Raw genomic sequence first — 16,624 nt, 5'->3', positions numbered from 1 at the left:
GGTCACGGTCGAACGGTACGGCCAGGCCCGACGGCAGCCGGATTCGGCTCGGGCTGCCGTGCGCGGCATGCGGATTACAGCAGGTCGCTGACGTCGTCGGGCACGTCGACGGCGTATTTGCGCAGGATGTCCATCGAGATCACTTCCAGGGCGTTCTCGTGCGTGGCGGCCAGCACGACGGGTGCGGCGACACCGTCCTCGTGCGCGTGTAGCCACCGCACGGCCACCACACACCACCGGTCTCCCGGCTGTAAGCCCGGGAAGTTGTTCTCCGGCCGCGGCGTACTCAGATCGTTGCCGATGGACGCCTGATGCTCCAGGAATTCGGCCGTGACGACGGTGCACACGGTGTGGCTACCGAGATCCTCCGGCCCGGTGCTGCAGCAGCCGTCCCGGTAGAAGCCGGTGAGAGGATCGGCGCCGCACTCTTCCAGCGGCCCCCCAAGCACGTTTCGATCGGTCACGTCGCCGATCCTATTGGCACGTCGCGAGAAGTTCCGCAGGACAAGAAATCTCGGGGGTTGTGTGTCGGCACCGGGGCGGCGTGGTAAAGCGGGCCGGTTCGTTCTGCAAGGATGGGGCGCGTGAGTTCCGAAGCCTGGATCATTGTCGCCGTTGCCGCTGCTCTGCTGCTGGTGGTGCTTGTTGTCGGTTTTGTCCGGTACAAGCGCTCTCGGGTGTCATTGACGCAGCCCGCGGAGCAGCAGCTGACCGACCGGTCCGGCGGTTACGCCGCCTCGGGCGGATTCAGTTTCAGTCAAGGCGGCACGGCGACCGCACCCGAACCGCAGCTGGTCGAGCGGACCGACACGGACGGGCAGCCGCACATCGGCGACGACGCGGCCATTCCCCGGGACGCACCCAAGCGCGGCATCACCAACGTGCAACTGCCCGAGGGTGATGTCGCCGAGGCGCCCGCTGGCGAAACCGCCGCGCCCGAGGCTGAGTCGACCGGTGGCGCCACGAACGCACCGGAGACCACCGACGCACCGACCACCGCTCCCGCTGGTGCGCCGACCACCGCTCCCGCGGACGCATCGACCACCGCTCCTGCGGACGCGCCGACCACCGCATCCGCCGGCGCATCGACCGCCGCGCCTGCCGAAGCAGAGTCCGCCCCAGCCGCCTTCCCCGACACCGCCGCAGGCGCCGAGGCCCCCGCTCCGCTCGAGGAGATCGAACCCACCGCGGGCCGCCTGGTCCGCCTGCGCGGCCGCCTGTCCCGCTCGCAGAACGCGGTCGGCAAGAGCCTGCTCGGCCTGCTCGGCGGCGGCGACCTGGACGACGACTCGTGGGAAGAGGTCGAGGACACCCTGGTGCTGGCCGACCTGGGCACCGCGAGCACCGCCGCGGTGGTGGCCCGCCTGCGCGAGGAGATGGCCTCGCGCAGCGTCCGGACCACCGACGCGGCCCGGGCCGTGCTGCGGGACGTGCTGATCGAGGCGTTGCGCCCCGAACTGGACCGCTCGATCCGGGCGCTGCCGCACGCCGATCACCCGTCGATCCTGCTGGTCGTCGGCGTCAACGGCACCGGAAAGACCACCACCACCGGCAAACTCGCGCGCGTGCTCGTCGCGGACGGTCGCCGCGTGCTGCTCGGCGCGGCCGATACCTTCCGGGCCGCCGCCGCCGACCAGCTGCAGACCTGGGGCGAGCGGGTCGGCGCGGAAACCGTGCGCGGCAAGGAGGCCGCCGATCCGGCCGCCGTCGCCTTCGACGCGGTGAGCGCGGGCATCGACCGCGGCGTCGACGTCGTCCTCATCGATACCGCGGGTCGCCTGCACACCAAGACCGGCCTGATGGACGAGCTGGGTAAGGTCAAGCGCGTCGTGGAGAAGAAGGCCGCGGTCGACGAGGTGCTGCTGGTGCTCGACGCCACCGTCGGCCAGAACGGCCTGATGCAGGCGCGCGTGTTCGCCGACGTGGTCGATATCAGCGGCGTGGTGCTCACCAAGCTGGACGGGACCGCCAAGGGCGGCATCGTCTTCCAGGTGCAGCACGAGCTGGGGGTGCCGGTGAAGCTGGTCGGTCTCGGCGAGGGAGCCGACGATCTGGCGCCGTTCGAGCCGGGCGCCTTCGTGGACGCGCTGCTCGGCTGAGCCGCGCGCACACGGACCGAAAGCTGCCCCGCTCGACAGCATCGTCTCGGCAAACCGGACCTCTGACCGAATTGTCCGGCTCGGCCTGACGAGATGACGCGCCATCGCCGCTGACACGGCAGTGTTTGCGACGAAACACGCCGAAAACCGAATGTTTGCTACTTCTAGCGGGCCGGTAACCGGCGTTGCGCCGACCCCGGCCCGCACCTCACCGCCGCCCGGAAACTCCCGGTGTAAACCCCGAAACGTGGCCGCAACACAACTGGCTCATCCGTTCACGCAGGTGAAACACCGCAGCTCTGTAGATGAAACACCGAGTGACCACCCTTCTGGTCAGGTCCATTTGCCGGAGTCGGCAGGGCCCGAGATGAGGAGGACATTAAGGTGGCATTTCCCCTTACCGGTGCACCGGACACCGGTGACACCGCATGGATGCTGGCGAGCTCAGCGCTCGTGTTGTTGATGACGCCCGGTCTGGCGTTCTTCTACGGCGGCATGGTCCGCTCGAAGAACGTGCTGAACATGATCATGATGAGCGTCAGCGCCATGGGCCTCGTCGGCGTGCTCTGGTCGCTGTACGGTTTCTCGACCGCCTTCGGTGACAACACTTTCGGCCTGATCGGCGACCCGGCGCAGTTCTTCGGACTGAAGGGCCTGCTCGGCGGTAACGCGGTGGCCGAGGTGAAGGACGCCACCGGCGCCGTCACCACCGCCGCCTCCGGCATTCCGCTCGCGGGCACGATCCCGATGAGCGTGTTCGTCGCGTTCCAGCTGATGTTCGCCATCATCACGGTTGCCCTCATCTCGGGCGCGGTCGCCGACCGCATGAAGTTCGGTGCCTGGCTGCTCTTCGCGGGTATCTGGGTCACGGTCGTCTACTTCCCGGTCGCGCACTGGGTCTTCGACTTCGACGCCAAGGACGCCGACGGCAACGTCGTGCATGAGGGCGGCTGGATCGCCAACAAACTGCTCGCGGTCGACTTCGCCGGTGGTACCGCGGTGCACATCAACGCCGGTGCGGCCGCGCTCGCCCTGGTGCTGGTGCTCGGCAAGCGCAAGGGCTGGCCGACCACCGCGTTCCGCCCGCACAACCTGCCCTTCGTCATGCTCGGCGCCGGCCTGCTGTGGTTCGGCTGGTTCGGGTTCAACGCCGGTTCCGCGCTGACCTCCGGTGGTCTCGCGGGCACCACCTTCGTGACCACCGCGGTGGCGACGGCCGCGGCCATGCTGGCCTGGCTGCTGGTGGAGAAGCTGCGTGACGGGCACGCCACCTCGCTGGGCGCGGCCTCGGGCATTGTGGCCGGTCTGGTCGCGATCACCCCGTCCTGTTCGTCGGTGAACGTGCTCGGCGCGCTCGCGGTCGGCGTGGTCGCGGGTGCGCTGTGCGCCCTCGCGGTCGGCCTGAAGTTCAAGTTCGGGTTCGACGACTCGCTCGACGTGGTGGGCGTGCACCTGGTCGGCGGCATCGTCGGCACCCTGATGGTCGGTTTCGTCGCCGCGCCCGAGATGGGTGCCGCGAAGACCGGCCTGTTCTACGGCGGCGGCATCGATCAGCTGTGGCGTCAGGCGGTGGGTGCCGGTGTGGTACTTGCCTTCTCCTTCGTCGCCAGCCTGATCATTGCCTATATCGTGAAGTTCACCATTGGGCTGCGCGCGAGCGAAGAAGCGGAGTCGGTGGGCTTGGACGAGTCCGAGCACGCCGAATCCGCGTATGACTTCGCCGCCGTGGGCAGCACGGCACGTTCGGCCGTCAAGGAGGCATGACGAACATGAAACTGATCACCGCAATCGTCAAACCGTTCACCCTCGAGGACGTCAAGACCGGTCTCGAGCAGGCGGGTGTGCTCGGCATGACTGTCAGCGAAGTGCAGGGATATGGCCGCCAGAAGGGGCACACCGAGGTCTATCGAGGTGCCGAGTACTCCGTGGATTTCGTGCCGAAGGTCCGGGTCGAGGTGGTCGTCGACGACGCGTCCGTGGACAAGGTCGTCGAGGTGATCGTCGAGGCCTCGCGCACCGGCAAGATCGGCGACGGCAAGGTCTGGGTGACGCCGGTGGAGACGATCATTCGCGTCCGTACCGGCGAACGCGGTACCGACGCGCTGTAGATCTCGAATATCTGAGCTGAGCGGCGGCCCCGCTCCCACCGGAGCTCCGGTCGGGGCGGGGCCGCGACTGTTAGGGATGGGCGGTGGGTTGTGGCAGGTCAGCACGAGCACGACGGCAAGGTGTCCAACGGGGCGGCGGATCTGGTCCGCGCGCGCGGCCAACTGCTCGACGGCGGGGTGCCGCGCAATCCCCGGCTCGACGCCGAGTCCCTGCGGCACGCGCTGGTCGACCTGTTCGAACTGTGGCTCACCAGTAAGGGCGCCGAACTCGGTATCACCCGCGACAGCGGACTCGCCGTGGTCGCGGTCGGCGGTCTCGGCCGCGGGGAGATGCTGCCGTACTCCGATCTCGACCTGGTCCTGCTGCACGACGACGTCGACCCCGCCCGGGTCGCCGAGGTCGCCGATCAGCTCTGGTATCCGCTGTGGGACGCCCATATCAAGCTCGATCACAGCGTGCGGACCGTTCCGCAGGCGCTGCGGGTCGCCTCGGACGATCTGATCGCCGCGCTCGGCATGCTGGAGGCCAGGCATATCGTCGGCGATCAAGAGCTGAGCAACTTGCTGATCGGCGGGGTGCGCCGGGAATGGCGCAACGGAATCCGTTCCCGGTTCGACGAATTGATCACCCAGGCGCAGGCCCGGTGGGAGCGCAGCGGCGAGATCGCGCACCGCGCCGAACCGGATCTGAAGAACGGCCGCGGCGGCCTGCGGGATATCCAGCTGCTCGACGCGCTCGCCATCGCCCAGCTGACCGATGCCATGCCCGGCCTCGGTCCCGAGGTACCGGGCGGTGGCCTGAAACACGCGCATCGGCGACTGCTCGATGTGCGGACCGAACTGCATCGGGTCGCGGGCCGGGCCCGCGACCAGTTGCGGGCCCAGGACGCCGACGAGATCGGCGCGGCGTTGCGCATCGGCGACCGATTCGACCTCGCGCGCACGCTCAGCGATTCCGCGCGCACGGTCAGCTATTCGGTCGACGTCGGATTGCGTACCGCGGCAAACGCTTTGCCCCGGCGCGGACTGGCCCGGCTGCGCCGGATGCCGGTGCGCCGACCACTCGATGAGGGGGTGGTCGAGCACGGCGGCGAGGTGGTGCTGGCCAGAGACGCACGGCCGCAACGCGATCCGGGCCTGATCCTGCGGGTGGCCGCGGCCTCGGCGCAGACCGGGCTGCCGATGTCGGCCACCACGCTCAACCGCCTCTCCGAGGACGCGCCCGAACTGCGCGAGCCCTGGCCCAAGGACGCGCTCAACGATCTGCTCGTGCTACTCGGCGCGGGTCGCGGCGTCATCGACGCGATCGAGGCGCTGGACCGAACGGGCCTGTGGGGCAGGCTGCTTCCGGAATGGGGCGCCGTGCGTGACCTGCCGCCGCGCGACGCCCTGCACACCTGGACCGTGGACCGGCACCTGATGGAGACCGTGGCCTACGCGAGCGGAATGAGCACCCGGGTGGCCCGGCCGGATCTGCTGGCGCTCGGCGCGCTGCTGCACGATATCGGCAAGGGCCGCACGGGCGATCACAGCGTGGTCGGCGCGGAACTGGCCACCCATATCGGCCGCCGGCTCGGGCTGTGGCCGTCGGACGTGCGCACGCTCAGCGCGATGGTCCGCCACCATCTGCTGCTCCCGGACACCGCCACCCGGCGTGACCTGGCCGACCCCGCCACCGTGCAGCACGTCGTCGACACCCTCGACGGCGATCCGGAACTGCTCGAACTGCTGCACACCCTCGCCGAAGCGGACTCGCTGGCCACCGGGCCCGGCGTGTGGGGCGACTGGAAGGCCTCGCTCATCGGTGACCTCGTGCGCCGGTGCCGGTTGGTGCTGGCGGGCGGCGAACTGCCGCAACCGGAACCGATCGCACCGGAACTCATCGCGAAGGCCAAAGCGGGCGGCGTGCACGTCGAGTTGAAGCCGGGGGAAAGCAAGTACACCTACGCGGTGACGGTGATCGCGCCGGACGGTGCCGGACTGCTGTCCGACGCCGCCGGCGTGCTCGCACTGCACTCGTTGCGGGTGCTCTCGGCCGCGCTCGGCAGCGAGGGCGAGTCCGCCATCGACACCTTCGTGGTGTCACCCAAGTTCGGTGATCCGCCGGATGCCGGACTGTTGCGCCAAGAGCTCATCCGGGCCATCGGCGGTGATCTCGATGTCGCCGCCGCGCTCGCCAAACGGGAACGGGAGGCGGGCGGCGTCAAGCCGAGCGAGTACGCGCAGGCACAGCCGCGGGTGCTGTGGTCGAGCACCTCGGCACCGGGTCAGGTGCTGCTCGAACTGCGGGCCGAGGACCGGATCGGGGTGCTCAGCAGGCTCGCCGCCGCGCTGGAGCACTGCGGCGTCGACGTGCGCTGGGCCAAGGTGGTGACCATGGGTTCGGCGGTGGTCGACACCTTCTGTCTCGACCTCGGCACCGCGGACGGCCCCGCCCGCCGGATCGAGATCGAGCAGGCGATCCTGGCGGTCGTGCCGCGTCCGGCGCCGAAGAAACCGGAGGCCGGTATGCCCGGTCCGGAGATCGTCGGGACCTGACACGCCATGAAGTAACCAATCTGTTGCACACGATTTGCTGTAACCCATATGTCGGCGCCTCCGGTCGTCTTAGGATCAGAGCATTCGGCTATCGCTGCATGAGGGGAGCACGTCGTTGGCAATTGAAGTTGTTTCGGCGTCGATGATGACGAGCGACGAGACCACGCACATGGCGCGGTGCGTCGGCGGGGACCGCTGGGTTGTTTCCTGGCTTCCCGGTCGCACATTGACCGGACAACAGGCCGTGACCGCGATGACCATCGCCTCGACGGTGGCCAGCTCACGGATCCCCACCACGACGGAATGGGCCATCCTCGACGACCTGGCCCTCGAGCTGGGATTGACCGCGCGCGAGGCGGTCTACATGGTCGCCAAGGAGAACCACGACTACCGCAAGACAGCCAAACCGCGTCGCCGTTCGCTCGACTGATCGACCCGTTCCGACCTCGAAGGACGCACCGCCTGCGCGGGTGGGTCGGCTATCCCATTACCCTGGGAGGCAATTGACGTCCCCCGAGATCAGGAGCGCGATCGGTGTTCGAATCCCTGTCCGACCGGCTTACCGGTGCCCTCAAGGATCTGCGCGGTAAGGGGCGTCTGTCACCGGCCGACATCGACGCCACCTGTCGCGAGATCCGGCTGGCGCTGCTCGAAGCCGACGTCGCGTTGCCGGTGGTGCGCGGTTTCATTGCCCGAATCAAGGAGCGCGCCAAGGGCGCCGAGGTCTCCGCCGCGCTGAATCCGGCGCAGCAGGTCGTCAAGATCGTCAACGAGGAACTCGTCGCGATCCTCGGCGGCGAGACCAGGCGGCTCACCCTGGCGAAGAACCCGCCGACCGTGGTCATGCTGGCCGGTCTGCAGGGCGCCGGTAAGACCACGCTCGCCGGCAAGCTCGCGAAATGGCTGAAGGGCCAGGGGCATCAGCCCTTGTTGGTGGCCTGCGACCTGCAGCGGCCCGGTGCCGTCACCCAGCTGCAGGTGGTCGGTGAGCGCGCGGGCGTGCCGGTCTTCGCGCCGCATCCCGGCACCTCCACCGGCGGCGGCGCGAACGCGCTGGGCGTCACGGCCGCCGACCCGGTCGAGGTGGCCCGCGGCGGTATCGCCGAGGCCAAGTCCAAGCAGTACGACGTGGTCATCGTCGACACCGCCGGTCGCCTCGGCATCGACGAGGAACTGATGCGTCAGGCCGCGGGCATCCGCGACGCCGTGCAGCCCGACGAGACCCTGTTCGTGCTCGACGCCATGATCGGTCAGGACGCGGTCAACACCGCCGAGGCGTTCCGCGACGGCGTCGGCTTCACCGGCGTGGTGCTGACCAAGCTCGACGGTGACGCCCGCGGTGGTGCGGCGCTCTCGGTGCGCAACGTGACCGGCGCGCCGATCATGTTCGCCTCCACCGGTGAGAAGCTCGAGGACTTCGACGTCTTCCACCCGGACCGGATGGCCAGCCGCATCCTCGGCATGGGCGATGTGCTCAGCCTGATCGAGCAGGCCGAGCAGATCTACGACGCGCAGCAGGCCGAGGAGGCCGCGCGCAAGATCGGCAGCGGCGAACTCACGCTGGAGGACTTCCTCGAGCAGATGCTCGCGATCCGCAAGATGGGGCCGATCGGCAACCTGCTCGGCATGCTGCCCGGCGCGGGCCAGATGAAGGACGCGCTCGCCGCTGTCGACGACAAGCAGCTCGACCGGGTACAGGCGATCATCCGCGGCATGACCCCCGCCGAACGGGACAACCCGAAGATCATCAACGCCTCCCGCAGGCTGCGCATCGCCAACGGTTCGGGTGTCCAGGTGTCCGACGTGAACCAGCTCGTCGACCGCTTCTTCGAGGCCAAGAAGATGATGGCCGCCATGGGCCGCCAGATGGGCATGCCCGGTGCCCGCCGCGGCAACAACAAGAAGGGCAAGAAGGGGAAGAAGGGCGGTCGCGGACCGACCCAGCCCAAGGCGCGCGGCGGTTTCCCGGGGATGCCCGCCGGGATGCCGGGCATGCCCGCAGGCATGCCCGACCTGTCCAACCTGCCGCCTGGCCTGGACCAGCTCCCGCCCGGCCTGGAAGGTTTCGACATTTCGAAGCTGAAGTTCCCGAAGAACTGACCGTCGCCGCGCACGTTTCCGCACGCCGCGCACGAATTCGCTGACGAATTCGTGCGCGGCGCGCTATTACGCGCGCGTCGGACGAGGCGCGGCCCGCACCCGCACCCAGTAGGTTGGGGGCAAAGGAGGTCTCTGTGCATCTGCGTGGCGTGCTTCTCCCCGGTGACGAGGTCCGCGACCTGTGGGTGCGGGACGGAACCGTGTCGTTCGAGCCCGTGCCCGGAGCCGAAACGCTGTGCCGCACAGGGTGGATCGTGCCGGGACTGGTGGACGCGCACTGCCACGTCGGGATCCGCTACGGCGGTGGCGACGAGGACGCCGCGGGGGCGATCGCGCAGGCGGAGACCGAGCGGGACGCGGGCGCGCTGCTCCTGCGCGACGCCGGGTCGCCAATCGACACACGGTTCATCGACGACCATCCGGAACTGCCGAAGATCATCCGCGCCGGCCGCCATATCGCGCGCCCGCGCCGCTACATCCGGGAACTCGGCATCGAGCTGGACGACGAGCGCGACCTGCCGGAGATCGTGGGCGAACAGGCGCGCTTCGGCGACGGCTGGGTGAAGATCGTCGGCGACTGGATCGACCGCTCGGTGGGGGATCTGCGTCCGCTGTGGAGTGACGCGATCCTGAAGGAGGCGATCGACGCGGCCCACGCCAACGGCGCCAGGGTCACCGCGCACGTATTCGGCGAGGACGCGCTGCCCGGCCTGATCGGCGCGGGCATCGACTGCCTGGAGCACGGCACCGGCCTCACCGACGACACCATCGAGCTGATGGCGGCGCACGGCACCGCGCTGGTGCCGACCCTGGTCAATATCGACACCTTTCCCGACATCGCCGACAGCGCGGGCAAATTCCCCGTCTATGCCGCGCACATGCGGGACCTGCACCGCCGCGTGCGCACCACCGTCGCGAACGCGCACGACGCGGGCGTGCCGATCTTCGCGGGCACCGACGCGGGCGGTTCGATCCGGCACGGCCGCATCGCGGACGAGATCGCCGCGCTCGGCGGTGCGGGCCTGTCGCCGCACGACGCACTGGGTGCGGCCTCGTGGGACGCCCGCGCGTGGCTCGGCCGTCCCGGGATCGAACCCGGTGCTCCCGCGGATTTCGTTGTCTACCAGGAGGATCCCCGCGCCCACCCCGAGACTCTCACCGCGCCGTACGCGGTGATCCTGCGTGGCCGCGTGTACGCCCAGCGCGACCCGGTCACGGGCCACCGCTGACCAAGATCAGGGGGAACCGGTGGCGGCGGCCTCTCGCGAAACGCCGCCACCAGTTCCCCCTGATCTCGATTGCGCTCGAATCAGGTGCGCCAGTGGCGGATTTCGTGCGCCCAGGCCTGAAGTCCCGCCGCGAAACCCGCGCGCTGCTCCGGCGTGAGGGTGGCCATCGCGGCGAGTAGTGGTTCGGCGCGGCGGGCGAGGAAGGTCTCCATGTGCTCGCGCCACTGCGGCAGGAGCGCGACCAGGGTCCGGCGGCGGTTGGCCGGGTCGGGTTGTCGGCTCACCCACCCCGCGCGATCGAGGTCGCCGACCAATTCGCTGACCGTGGACAGGGCCAGCCCCATTCGTCCGGCCAGCTCGCTGACGCTGAGCGCCGCGTCGGGCACCAACTGCACGCACACCGCGCCGTGCCGGGCGGTGAGGCCGTGGGCGGCGAACGAATCCTGATGTGCGACAGGCATATCGGAGCGCGCCTTGTCGAAGAAGTTGGCGATCAACGGTACGTAGCCGATCACCTCGGTGATCTCCGCGCGGTTCGGCAGCCGGGGTGCGCTGGGCTTGTCGGGCATGGGTACAGCATATATATTCGGATACACGAACTATTCGTATATCCAAACCATTGGGGGTTGGGGTGTCCAGCTATCAGGACGCGGTCGTCGACGCACTCGAGCGCCTCGACGACCTCGGTTACGAACGCAATCTCGGGGGCGGCGATCTCGCCAACCACGGGCCGATGGGCGCCGAGGCGCTGGCGGTGCTCGGGCACGGCGACGCGGTTCCGGCGTGGGTCGCGACCTACCGCAAGGCGGCGCCGCACCACGAACCGCCCGTGCCGTACCAGCGGATCGACGGCACCGACGAGGCGGATTGGCGGGCCGCGCTCGGCGATATCGGTCGCGCGGGCGATTTCGAGGAACTGTTCCAGCGCGAGATCGCCGAGGAAGGCTGGCAGGCCGTGCTGGTCCGCTGGTGGCCGCGGTTGCTGCCGGGCCCGATGACCGGACTGACGCACGGACTGATCCGGACAGCGCACGCGGTGCGCGGGCTTACCGCCGCGCAACCGACTCCGGTGCAGCTGCGCGAACTGTCCCGCGGGCTGGGTTACTGGGCCGCCCGGTTCGTCGACGCCACGTGGGCGGGCAGGTTGACCGGGCAGCTGCCGGTACCCGCCGCGCTGGCCGCGGTGCCGCGCCTGCCCGAACGGCCACGCAGCCCGCAGGAGGGGTTGGCGCGGATGCGGAATCCGCAGGCGATGCCGGGCTACACCGACGCGCTCACCACGCTCGCCGCCGACCACACCGACCGGCTGATCTCGGAGATGACCGCGACCTACGCCGGGGTGTGCGTCGCGCACTCGGGCGCCGGATTCCCGATCCCGCTGCTGCACGGCGTCACCGCACCCGCCGCGGCCCGGCTCGTGCTGCCGCAGTTGCCGCGGGAACTGCACGGGCCGACCGTGGCCGCGCTGTGGCAGGCCCAGGTGACGCTGCTGATGATGGTCACCAACGGCCGTGACGGCGAGGAAACCGCTTTGGCCCGGGCACAACGGGCCGAGGTGCCTGCCTGGGACGAACTGGTCGGCCGAGCCGTCGACCACGGCGACGAGCACGTCATCAAGTTCACCGAGGCCTGCCTGCGCGAACACGCTCTGCGCCCGGACCCGCGCTATGCCTGGGCGGTCGATATCGCGCAGCGCCAGATCGAACGGCCCGACGCCGAAGGCGGTTCCGCGGTCGCGGTGCGTTTCGCCCGTCCGGCCGGCTGAGCGTCCTGCGGCCGGCGGTGAACCGCCGCCGGTCACCCCCGAGCGGCGCGCGTAGGGTCGGCACCCATGAGCATTCGCCTCGGCTATCAAATGCCCAACTTCACCTACGGACAACCGGTGCGTGAGCTGTTTCCGACCGTGGTCGCGCAGGCCAGGGCGGCCGAGGCCGCCGGTTTCGACACCGTGTTCGTGATGGACCACTTCTATCAACTGCCGGGGCTGGGCGCGCCGGGCGATCCGATGCTGGAGTCCTACACCGCGCTGTCCGCGCTGGCCGCCTCGACCGAGCGAATCCAGTTGTCGGCGTTGGTGACCGGCAACACCTATCGCAACCCGGCCCTGCTCGCCAAGACCGTCACCACGCTGGACCTGGTCAGCGGCGCTCGCGCGGTGCTCGGCATCGGCGCGGGCTGGTACGAACTCGAGCACACCTCCTACGGTTTCGAGTTCGGCACGTTCACCGAGCGTTTCGAGCGGCTCGACGAGGCGCTGCAGATCATCCGGCCGATGCTGCGCGGCGAGCACGCCACCCTCGACGGCGAGTGGTACCGGGCCGATCACGCCATGAACGAGCCGCGGCTGCGCGACGATCTGCCGATCATGCTCGGCGGTTCCGGGGAGAAGAAGACCTTCGCCCTGGCCGCGCGGTACGCCGATCACCTCAATATCGTGTGCAACGCTTCGGAATTGCCGCGCAAGATGGCGGCCCTGCACCAGCGCTGCGCCGAGATCGGCCGCGACCCGGCGACCCTGGAGGTCAGCTACCTCTGCATGCTGTTCCTCGACGAGGATGGGGACCAGGCGCGCAAGCAGCAGCGAGACTTCCTGCGCGGCAATGGCATCGAGCTGTCCGAGATGTCCGAGGCGGAGCGGGCGCAGTCCGTCGCGGACCGCCAGTTCGCCGGCGACGCCGCCGAGGTCGCCGAGCAATTGCAGCGCCGCGTCCTCGATCACGGCGTGCAAGGCCTCGTCGTCAACATGATCACCAACGGCCATCAGCCGGGTGCGGTCGAGCTCGCGGGACATGCCCTTGCGCCGCTGGTGCGTTGATCGAACGCGCCCTGAAAACTGTTGGGAGTACGGAAACTTTTCCGGTCGATAGAATCGGCAACGTGACAGCGTCCACACCGGAGCGGCGGGGTTCTTACGGATTCGACGCGCCACCGATCATGGTCCTGCTAGGCGTGCTCGCGCTCGGATTCCTGATCGGTGCGGTGGTCGACGTGCTGATCGGCGAGTTCGCGTCGGCGGCGGTGCTGGTGCTCATCGGGCTCGCGATGGCCGCGCAGTTCAGCCTGTTCCTGCATGCCACCCGGCGCGGCAAGTTCCGCGCCTGGGACGGACTGCTGGACGACCTGCGGTTGCGCGGCGACGAGCGTCTGCTCGATCTCGGCTGCGGGCGCGGTGCGGTACTGCTCGCCGCGGCCAAGCGACTGCCCGAGGGCAAGGCCGTCGGCATCGATCTGTGGCGTTCGGTCGACCAATCCGGCAACAATTCCGCGACCACCGAGCAGAACGCGGTCGCCGAGCAGGTCGCGGACCGGGTCGAACTGCACACCGGCGACATCACCTCGTTGCCGTTCCGCACCGGCGAGTTCGATGTCGTCGTCTCCAGCCTGGTCATTCACAACATCAAATCCTCGGCGGGGCGCGCCGCCGCCGTGCGGGAGGCGCTGCGCGTGCTGCGGCCCGGCGGTCACCTCGTCCTCGTCGATATCGGCCGGACCGGCGAATACGAGACCACCCTCGTCGCCAACGGCGCGCAGGCCCTGCGCGCCCGGACCCTCGGCTGGCAGGTCTGGTGGGGCGGCCCGTGGATGCCGACCCGCACCCTGAGCGCCACCGCACCACCCGCCGCCGCCTGACCCGCCGATGAATTCTCCCGGTACGGAACGTCTTCAGTAACAGGCGAATTCCGAACGGGAGGAACAGCGATGCGGGAATTGATCGTGACCGAGAACATCACGCTGGACGGGGTGATCGAGGCGGCGGAGTGGTTCGACGTGGCCAATGCGGCCGGCGTGGATCAGTCCGACCTGGTAGAGACGTTGCGGTCGCAGATGGCCGACTCCGACGCGGTCCTGTTCGGCCGGTCCACCTTCGAGGACATGCGGGGCTACTGGCCGGCGCAGTCCGACGACACCACCGGCGTCACCGACCACCTGAACCGGGCGACCAAGTACGTCGTCTCCGGCACCCTCGACCACCCGGACTGGGCGAACACCGTGGTGCTGCGCGGCCCGCTGGTCGAGGAGATCCGTGCGGTCAAGGCGGCGCCGGGCAAGGCCATCGTGGCCACCGGCAGCATCCGGCTGGTGCATGCCCTGATCGCCGCCGACCTGGTCGACGAGTACCGGATGTTCGTGTACCCGGTCGTGCGAGGCACCGGTCGGCGCCTGTTCACCGAGGGTGCGGCGATCCCGGCGCTGCGGCTCATCGAGACGCGCCCCTTCGAATCGGGGGTGCTGCTGCTGCGATACCGGCCCGCGTAGCCTCAGTTGAAGAGGTTCGCGATCCCGGACGCGATGCCGCGCAGCAGGCGGAAACCACCCGCTGCGGCGTATTCGACGGCGACGTCCTGGCCGATGTCGGTGGCTGTCTCGCGGGCTGTGTCGCGCGCGGTGCTGCGCCTGCGTCGGCGGCGGCGGAAGATCCCCATGACCTGTTATACCGGCGGACCGCCCCGGCGCAACAAGTCCAGGCGATTTCAGGTGCTCGCGGTCCATCTGGCACAATGAACCACCGTCCTTCCGGACGAAGTGTCAGCCCGTCTCCGGTTACGTACCGCGCGGCGGTCACACACTCCAAGCGCTAAACCGGGCTCGCAGACCATGCGGGTCGCTGAATTGCGCCGTGACCAACCAATGAAAGAGGCAGGACAAGCATGGCTGTTCGCATCAAGCTCACCCGTATGGGCAAGATCCGCAACCCGCAGTACCGCATCGTCGTCGCCGACGCGCGCACCCGCCGGGACGGCCGGGCCATCGAGTCCATCGGCAAGTACCACCCGAAGGAAGAGCCGTCGCTCATCGAGATCGATTCCGAGCGCGCTCAGTACTGGCTGGGTGTCGGCGCGCAGCCGACCGAGCCCGTCCAGCGCCTGCTGGAGATCACCGGTGACTGGCAGAAGTTCAAGGGCCTGCCGGGCGCCGAGGGCACGCTGAAGGTCAAGGCCGCCAAGGCGTCCAAGCTGGACCTGTTCAACGCCGCGCTGGCCGCCGCCGACAACGCCCCGACCACCGAGGCCGTCACCCCGAAGAAGAAGGCCGCCAAGAAGGACGAGGCCGCCGTGGCCGAGACCGAGGCTGCTGAGTAATGAGCGCAGTCGTCGCCGATGCTGTGGAACATTTGGTTCGCGGCATCGTCGCGAATCCGGATGACGTCCGCGTCGAGCTGATCACCGGCCGCCGCGGACGCACCGTCGAGGTGCACGTTCACCCTGATGACCTGGGCAAGGTGATCGGTCGCGGCGGTCGTACCGCGACCGCGCTGCGCACCCTGGTCGCCGGCATCGGCGGCCGGGGCATCCGGGTCGACGTGGTCGACACCGACCAGTAGATGGAACTTGTCGTAGGACGGGTCGCCAAGTCGCACGGCGTGCGTGGCGAGTTGGTCGTCGAGATACGCACCGACGAGCCGCAGGCCCGGTTCGCGCCGGGCAGCACGCTGCGCGGACGGCTGGCGCGGTCCAAGGAAGTTCGTGAGTTCACCGTGGAGTCGGCCCGAGAGCACTCGGGCCGGCTTCTGGTGTTTCTCGACGGCGTCAGTGGTCGCGAGGCGGCCGACGCGTTGCGCGGCATGCTGTTCGTGGTGGACAGCGCCGACCTGCCGCCCTCGGCGGATCCGGACGAATACTACGACCACGAACTCGAGGGGCTGACCGTTCAGCTCACCGACGAGACCGTGGTCGGCACCGTGCGTGAGGTCCTGCATTCGGCTGCGGGAGAACTGCTTTCGGTGCGGGCCGCCGCGGACGGCCGGGAGATCCTGATCCCGTTCGTCACCGCGATCGTGCCCACCGTCTCGCTGGCGGACCGGCTGATCGTGATCGATCCGCCCGAGGGACTGCTCGATCCGGAATAGGGGATGAGCGTATGAAACTCGACGTCGTCACGATCTTCCCCGAGTACCTCGAGCCGCTGCGGACCGCGCTGCTCGGCAAGGCCATCGAGAAGGGCCTGATCTCGGTCGACGTGCACGATCTGCGCGACTGGACGCATGACGTGCACAAATCCGTCGACGATTCCCCGTACGGCGGCGGCCCCGGCATGGTCATGAAGCCGACGGTGTGGGGTGACGCCCTGGACGCGGTCTGCCCCGACGACGCGCTGCTCGTCGTCCCGACGCCCGCGGGCGTCCCGTTCACCCAGGCGACCGCGCAGCGCTGGGCCACCGAGGACCATCTCGTCTTCGCCTGCGGCCGGTACGAGGGTATCGATCAACGTGTCTTCGACGATGCCGCCCGTCGGGTGCGCGTCGAAGAGGTGAGCATCGGCGATTACGTGCTGATCGGCGGGGAGGCGGCCGTGCTCGTGCTGGCCGAGGCCGTGGTCCGGCTGATCCCCGGTGTGCTCGGCAATCAGCAGTCCCACCAAGAGGATTCGTTCTCCGACGGCCTGCTCGAGGGCCCCAGTTACACCCGTCCGGTCACCTGGCGCGACCTCGAGGTCCCGCCCGTCCTGCTCTCCGGCGACCACGCCAAGGTGGCCGCCTGGCGCCGCGAGCAGTCCCTCGCGCGCACCCGCGAGCGCCGCCCCGATCTCCTGCCCTGAGCTACTAGGCCCT

The 16,624-nt window shown here is 69.2% G+C and carries 18 protein-coding genes; 15 read left to right on the top strand and 3 right to left on the bottom strand.

Translation table 11 applies throughout. From position 1 onward, the window contains the following. Positions 1-74 precede the first annotated feature (74 nt). Entirely contained in the window at positions 75-464 is a 390-nt protein-coding gene (locus O3I_RS31450) for a DUF2237 family protein (protein WP_014987060.1), read from the bottom strand. Between the two features lie 111 nt (positions 465-575). Here O3I_RS31450 and ftsY point away from each other — a divergent pair, with 111 nt between their 5' ends. The 7 genes from ftsY (at position 576) to O3I_RS31415 (ending at position 10,074) form a co-directional block, all read left to right on the top strand. After that, on the top strand, positions 576-2,099 hold the full coding sequence (gene ftsY / locus O3I_RS31445; protein WP_041562988.1) for a signal recognition particle-docking protein FtsY: 1,524 nt from the start codon (positions 576-578) through the stop codon (positions 2,097-2,099). A 384-nt stretch (positions 2,100-2,483) separates the two neighbouring features. Beyond that, positions 2,484-3,863 carry an ammonium transporter gene (locus tag O3I_RS31440; protein ID WP_014987058.1) on the top strand — a complete coding sequence of 460 codons (1,380 nt, stop codon included), beginning with the start codon at positions 2,484-2,486 and terminating at the stop codon, positions 3,861-3,863. 5 nt (positions 3,864-3,868) lie between these two features. Further along, complete coding sequence (locus tag O3I_RS31435) at positions 3,869-4,207, top strand: P-II family nitrogen regulator (protein ID WP_014352094.1); 339 nt, start codon at positions 3,869-3,871, stop codon at positions 4,205-4,207. Between the two features lie 90 nt (positions 4,208-4,297). Next, positions 4,298-6,745: a [protein-PII] uridylyltransferase gene (locus tag O3I_RS31430; RefSeq protein WP_014987057.1), complete on the top strand. Its 2,448-nt coding sequence runs from the start codon at positions 4,298-4,300 to the stop codon at positions 6,743-6,745. Between the two features lie 115 nt (positions 6,746-6,860). Continuing rightward, complete coding sequence (locus tag O3I_RS31425; RefSeq protein WP_106387032.1) at positions 6,861-7,175, top strand: hypothetical protein; 315 nt, start codon at positions 6,861-6,863, stop codon at positions 7,173-7,175. A 104-nt stretch (positions 7,176-7,279) separates the two neighbouring features. Continuing rightward, a complete protein-coding gene (gene ffh / locus O3I_RS31420; RefSeq protein WP_014987055.1) occupies positions 7,280-8,845 on the top strand; it encodes a signal recognition particle protein in 1,566 nt (521 codons plus the stop codon). A 134-nt stretch (positions 8,846-8,979) separates the two neighbouring features. Next, positions 8,980-10,074, top strand: a complete 1,095-nt coding sequence (locus O3I_RS31415) for an amidohydrolase family protein (protein ID WP_014987054.1) — start codon at positions 8,980-8,982, stop codon at positions 10,072-10,074. Positions 10,075-10,154: 80 nt separating this feature from the next. Here O3I_RS31415 and O3I_RS31410 read toward each other — a convergent pair whose 3' ends face one another. Next, positions 10,155-10,643, bottom strand: coding sequence for a MarR family winged helix-turn-helix transcriptional regulator (locus O3I_RS31410; RefSeq protein ID WP_014987053.1), 489 nt, complete (start codon positions 10,641-10,643; stop codon positions 10,155-10,157). A gap of 62 nt (positions 10,644-10,705) precedes the next feature. On the opposite strand from O3I_RS31410, the gene O3I_RS31405 reads away from it, so the two are divergent. From O3I_RS31405 to O3I_RS31390, 4 genes are all read left to right on the top strand, one after another. Next, on the top strand, positions 10,706-11,839 hold the full coding sequence (locus O3I_RS31405) for a questin oxidase family protein (protein ID WP_014987052.1): 1,134 nt from the start codon (positions 10,706-10,708) through the stop codon (positions 11,837-11,839). Positions 11,840-11,905: 66 nt separating this feature from the next. Continuing rightward, positions 11,906-12,889, top strand: coding sequence for an LLM class F420-dependent oxidoreductase (locus O3I_RS31400; protein ID WP_014987051.1), 984 nt, complete (start codon positions 11,906-11,908; stop codon positions 12,887-12,889). A 62-nt stretch (positions 12,890-12,951) separates the two neighbouring features. Continuing rightward, on the top strand, positions 12,952-13,704 hold the full coding sequence (locus tag O3I_RS31395; protein WP_014987050.1) for a class I SAM-dependent methyltransferase: 753 nt from the start codon (positions 12,952-12,954) through the stop codon (positions 13,702-13,704). A gap of 69 nt (positions 13,705-13,773) precedes the next feature. Further along, the gene (locus tag O3I_RS31390) at positions 13,774-14,331 is read left to right on the top strand and encodes a dihydrofolate reductase family protein (RefSeq protein WP_014987049.1); all 558 of its coding nucleotides are present in this window, start codon (positions 13,774-13,776) and stop codon (positions 14,329-14,331) included. A 2-nt stretch (positions 14,332-14,333) separates the two neighbouring features. On the opposite strand, the gene O3I_RS45735 is transcribed toward O3I_RS31390, so the two are convergent. Continuing rightward, a complete protein-coding gene (locus O3I_RS45735) occupies positions 14,334-14,498 on the bottom strand; it encodes a hypothetical protein (RefSeq protein ID WP_167829191.1) in 165 nt (54 codons plus the stop codon). Between the two features lie 225 nt (positions 14,499-14,723). On the opposite strand from O3I_RS45735, the gene rpsP reads away from it, so the two are divergent. The 4 genes from rpsP to trmD are packed head-to-tail and all read left to right on the top strand — an operon-like array spanning position 14,724 to position 16,611. Next, positions 14,724-15,155 carry a 30S ribosomal protein S16 gene (rpsP, locus tag O3I_RS31385; protein ID WP_014987048.1) on the top strand — a complete coding sequence of 144 codons (432 nt, stop codon included), beginning with the start codon at positions 14,724-14,726 and terminating at the stop codon, positions 15,153-15,155. Continuing rightward, entirely contained in the window at positions 15,155-15,397 is a 243-nt protein-coding gene (locus O3I_RS31380; RefSeq protein WP_011210690.1) for an RNA-binding protein, read from the top strand. The genes rpsP and O3I_RS31380 overlap by 1 nt, the downstream gene beginning before the upstream one ends. Then, positions 15,398-15,922, top strand: a complete 525-nt coding sequence (rimM, locus tag O3I_RS31375) for a ribosome maturation factor RimM (protein WP_014987047.1) — start codon at positions 15,398-15,400, stop codon at positions 15,920-15,922. Between the two features lie 11 nt (positions 15,923-15,933). Next, positions 15,934-16,611, top strand: coding sequence for a tRNA (guanosine(37)-N1)-methyltransferase TrmD (gene trmD / locus O3I_RS31370; protein ID WP_014987046.1), 678 nt, complete (start codon positions 15,934-15,936; stop codon positions 16,609-16,611). Positions 16,612-16,624 lie beyond the last annotated feature (13 nt).

This window comes from Nocardia brasiliensis ATCC 700358, from assembly GCF_000250675.2.
Classification (GTDB): domain Bacteria; phylum Actinomycetota; class Actinomycetes; order Mycobacteriales; family Mycobacteriaceae; genus Nocardia; species Nocardia brasiliensis_B.
The sequence above is the reverse complement of the archived record's forward strand: the minus strand, read 5'-3'. Positions and strand labels throughout refer to the sequence as shown.

Bases quoted from the DNA above. Each gene is read 5' to 3' on its own strand.
- O3I_RS45735 (WP_167829191.1), bottom strand. From the start codon at position 14,498: ATGGGGATCTTCCGCCGCCGCCGACGCAGGCGCAGCACCGCGCGCGAC.
- O3I_RS31380 (WP_011210690.1), top strand. From the start codon at position 15,155: ATGAGCGCAGTCGTCGCCGATGCTGTGGAACATTTGGTTCGCGGCATC.
- O3I_RS31390 (WP_014987049.1), top strand. From the start codon at position 13,774: ATGCGGGAATTGATCGTGACCGAGAACATCACGCTGGACGGGGTGATC.
- rimM (WP_014987047.1), top strand. From the start codon at position 15,398: ATGGAACTTGTCGTAGGACGGGTCGCCAAGTCGCACGGCGTGCGTGGC.
- ftsY (WP_041562988.1), top strand. From the start codon at position 576: ATGGGGCGCGTGAGTTCCGAAGCCTGGATCATTGTCGCCGTTGCCGCT.
- O3I_RS31410 (WP_014987053.1), bottom strand. From the start codon at position 10,643: ATGCCCGACAAGCCCAGCGCACCCCGGCTGCCGAACCGCGCGGAGATC.
- O3I_RS31435 (WP_014352094.1), top strand. From the start codon at position 3,869: ATGAAACTGATCACCGCAATCGTCAAACCGTTCACCCTCGAGGACGTC.
- rpsP (WP_014987048.1), top strand. From the start codon at position 14,724: ATGGCTGTTCGCATCAAGCTCACCCGTATGGGCAAGATCCGCAACCCG.
- trmD (WP_014987046.1), top strand. From the start codon at position 15,934: ATGAAACTCGACGTCGTCACGATCTTCCCCGAGTACCTCGAGCCGCTG.
- O3I_RS31400 (WP_014987051.1), top strand. From the start codon at position 11,906: ATGAGCATTCGCCTCGGCTATCAAATGCCCAACTTCACCTACGGACAA.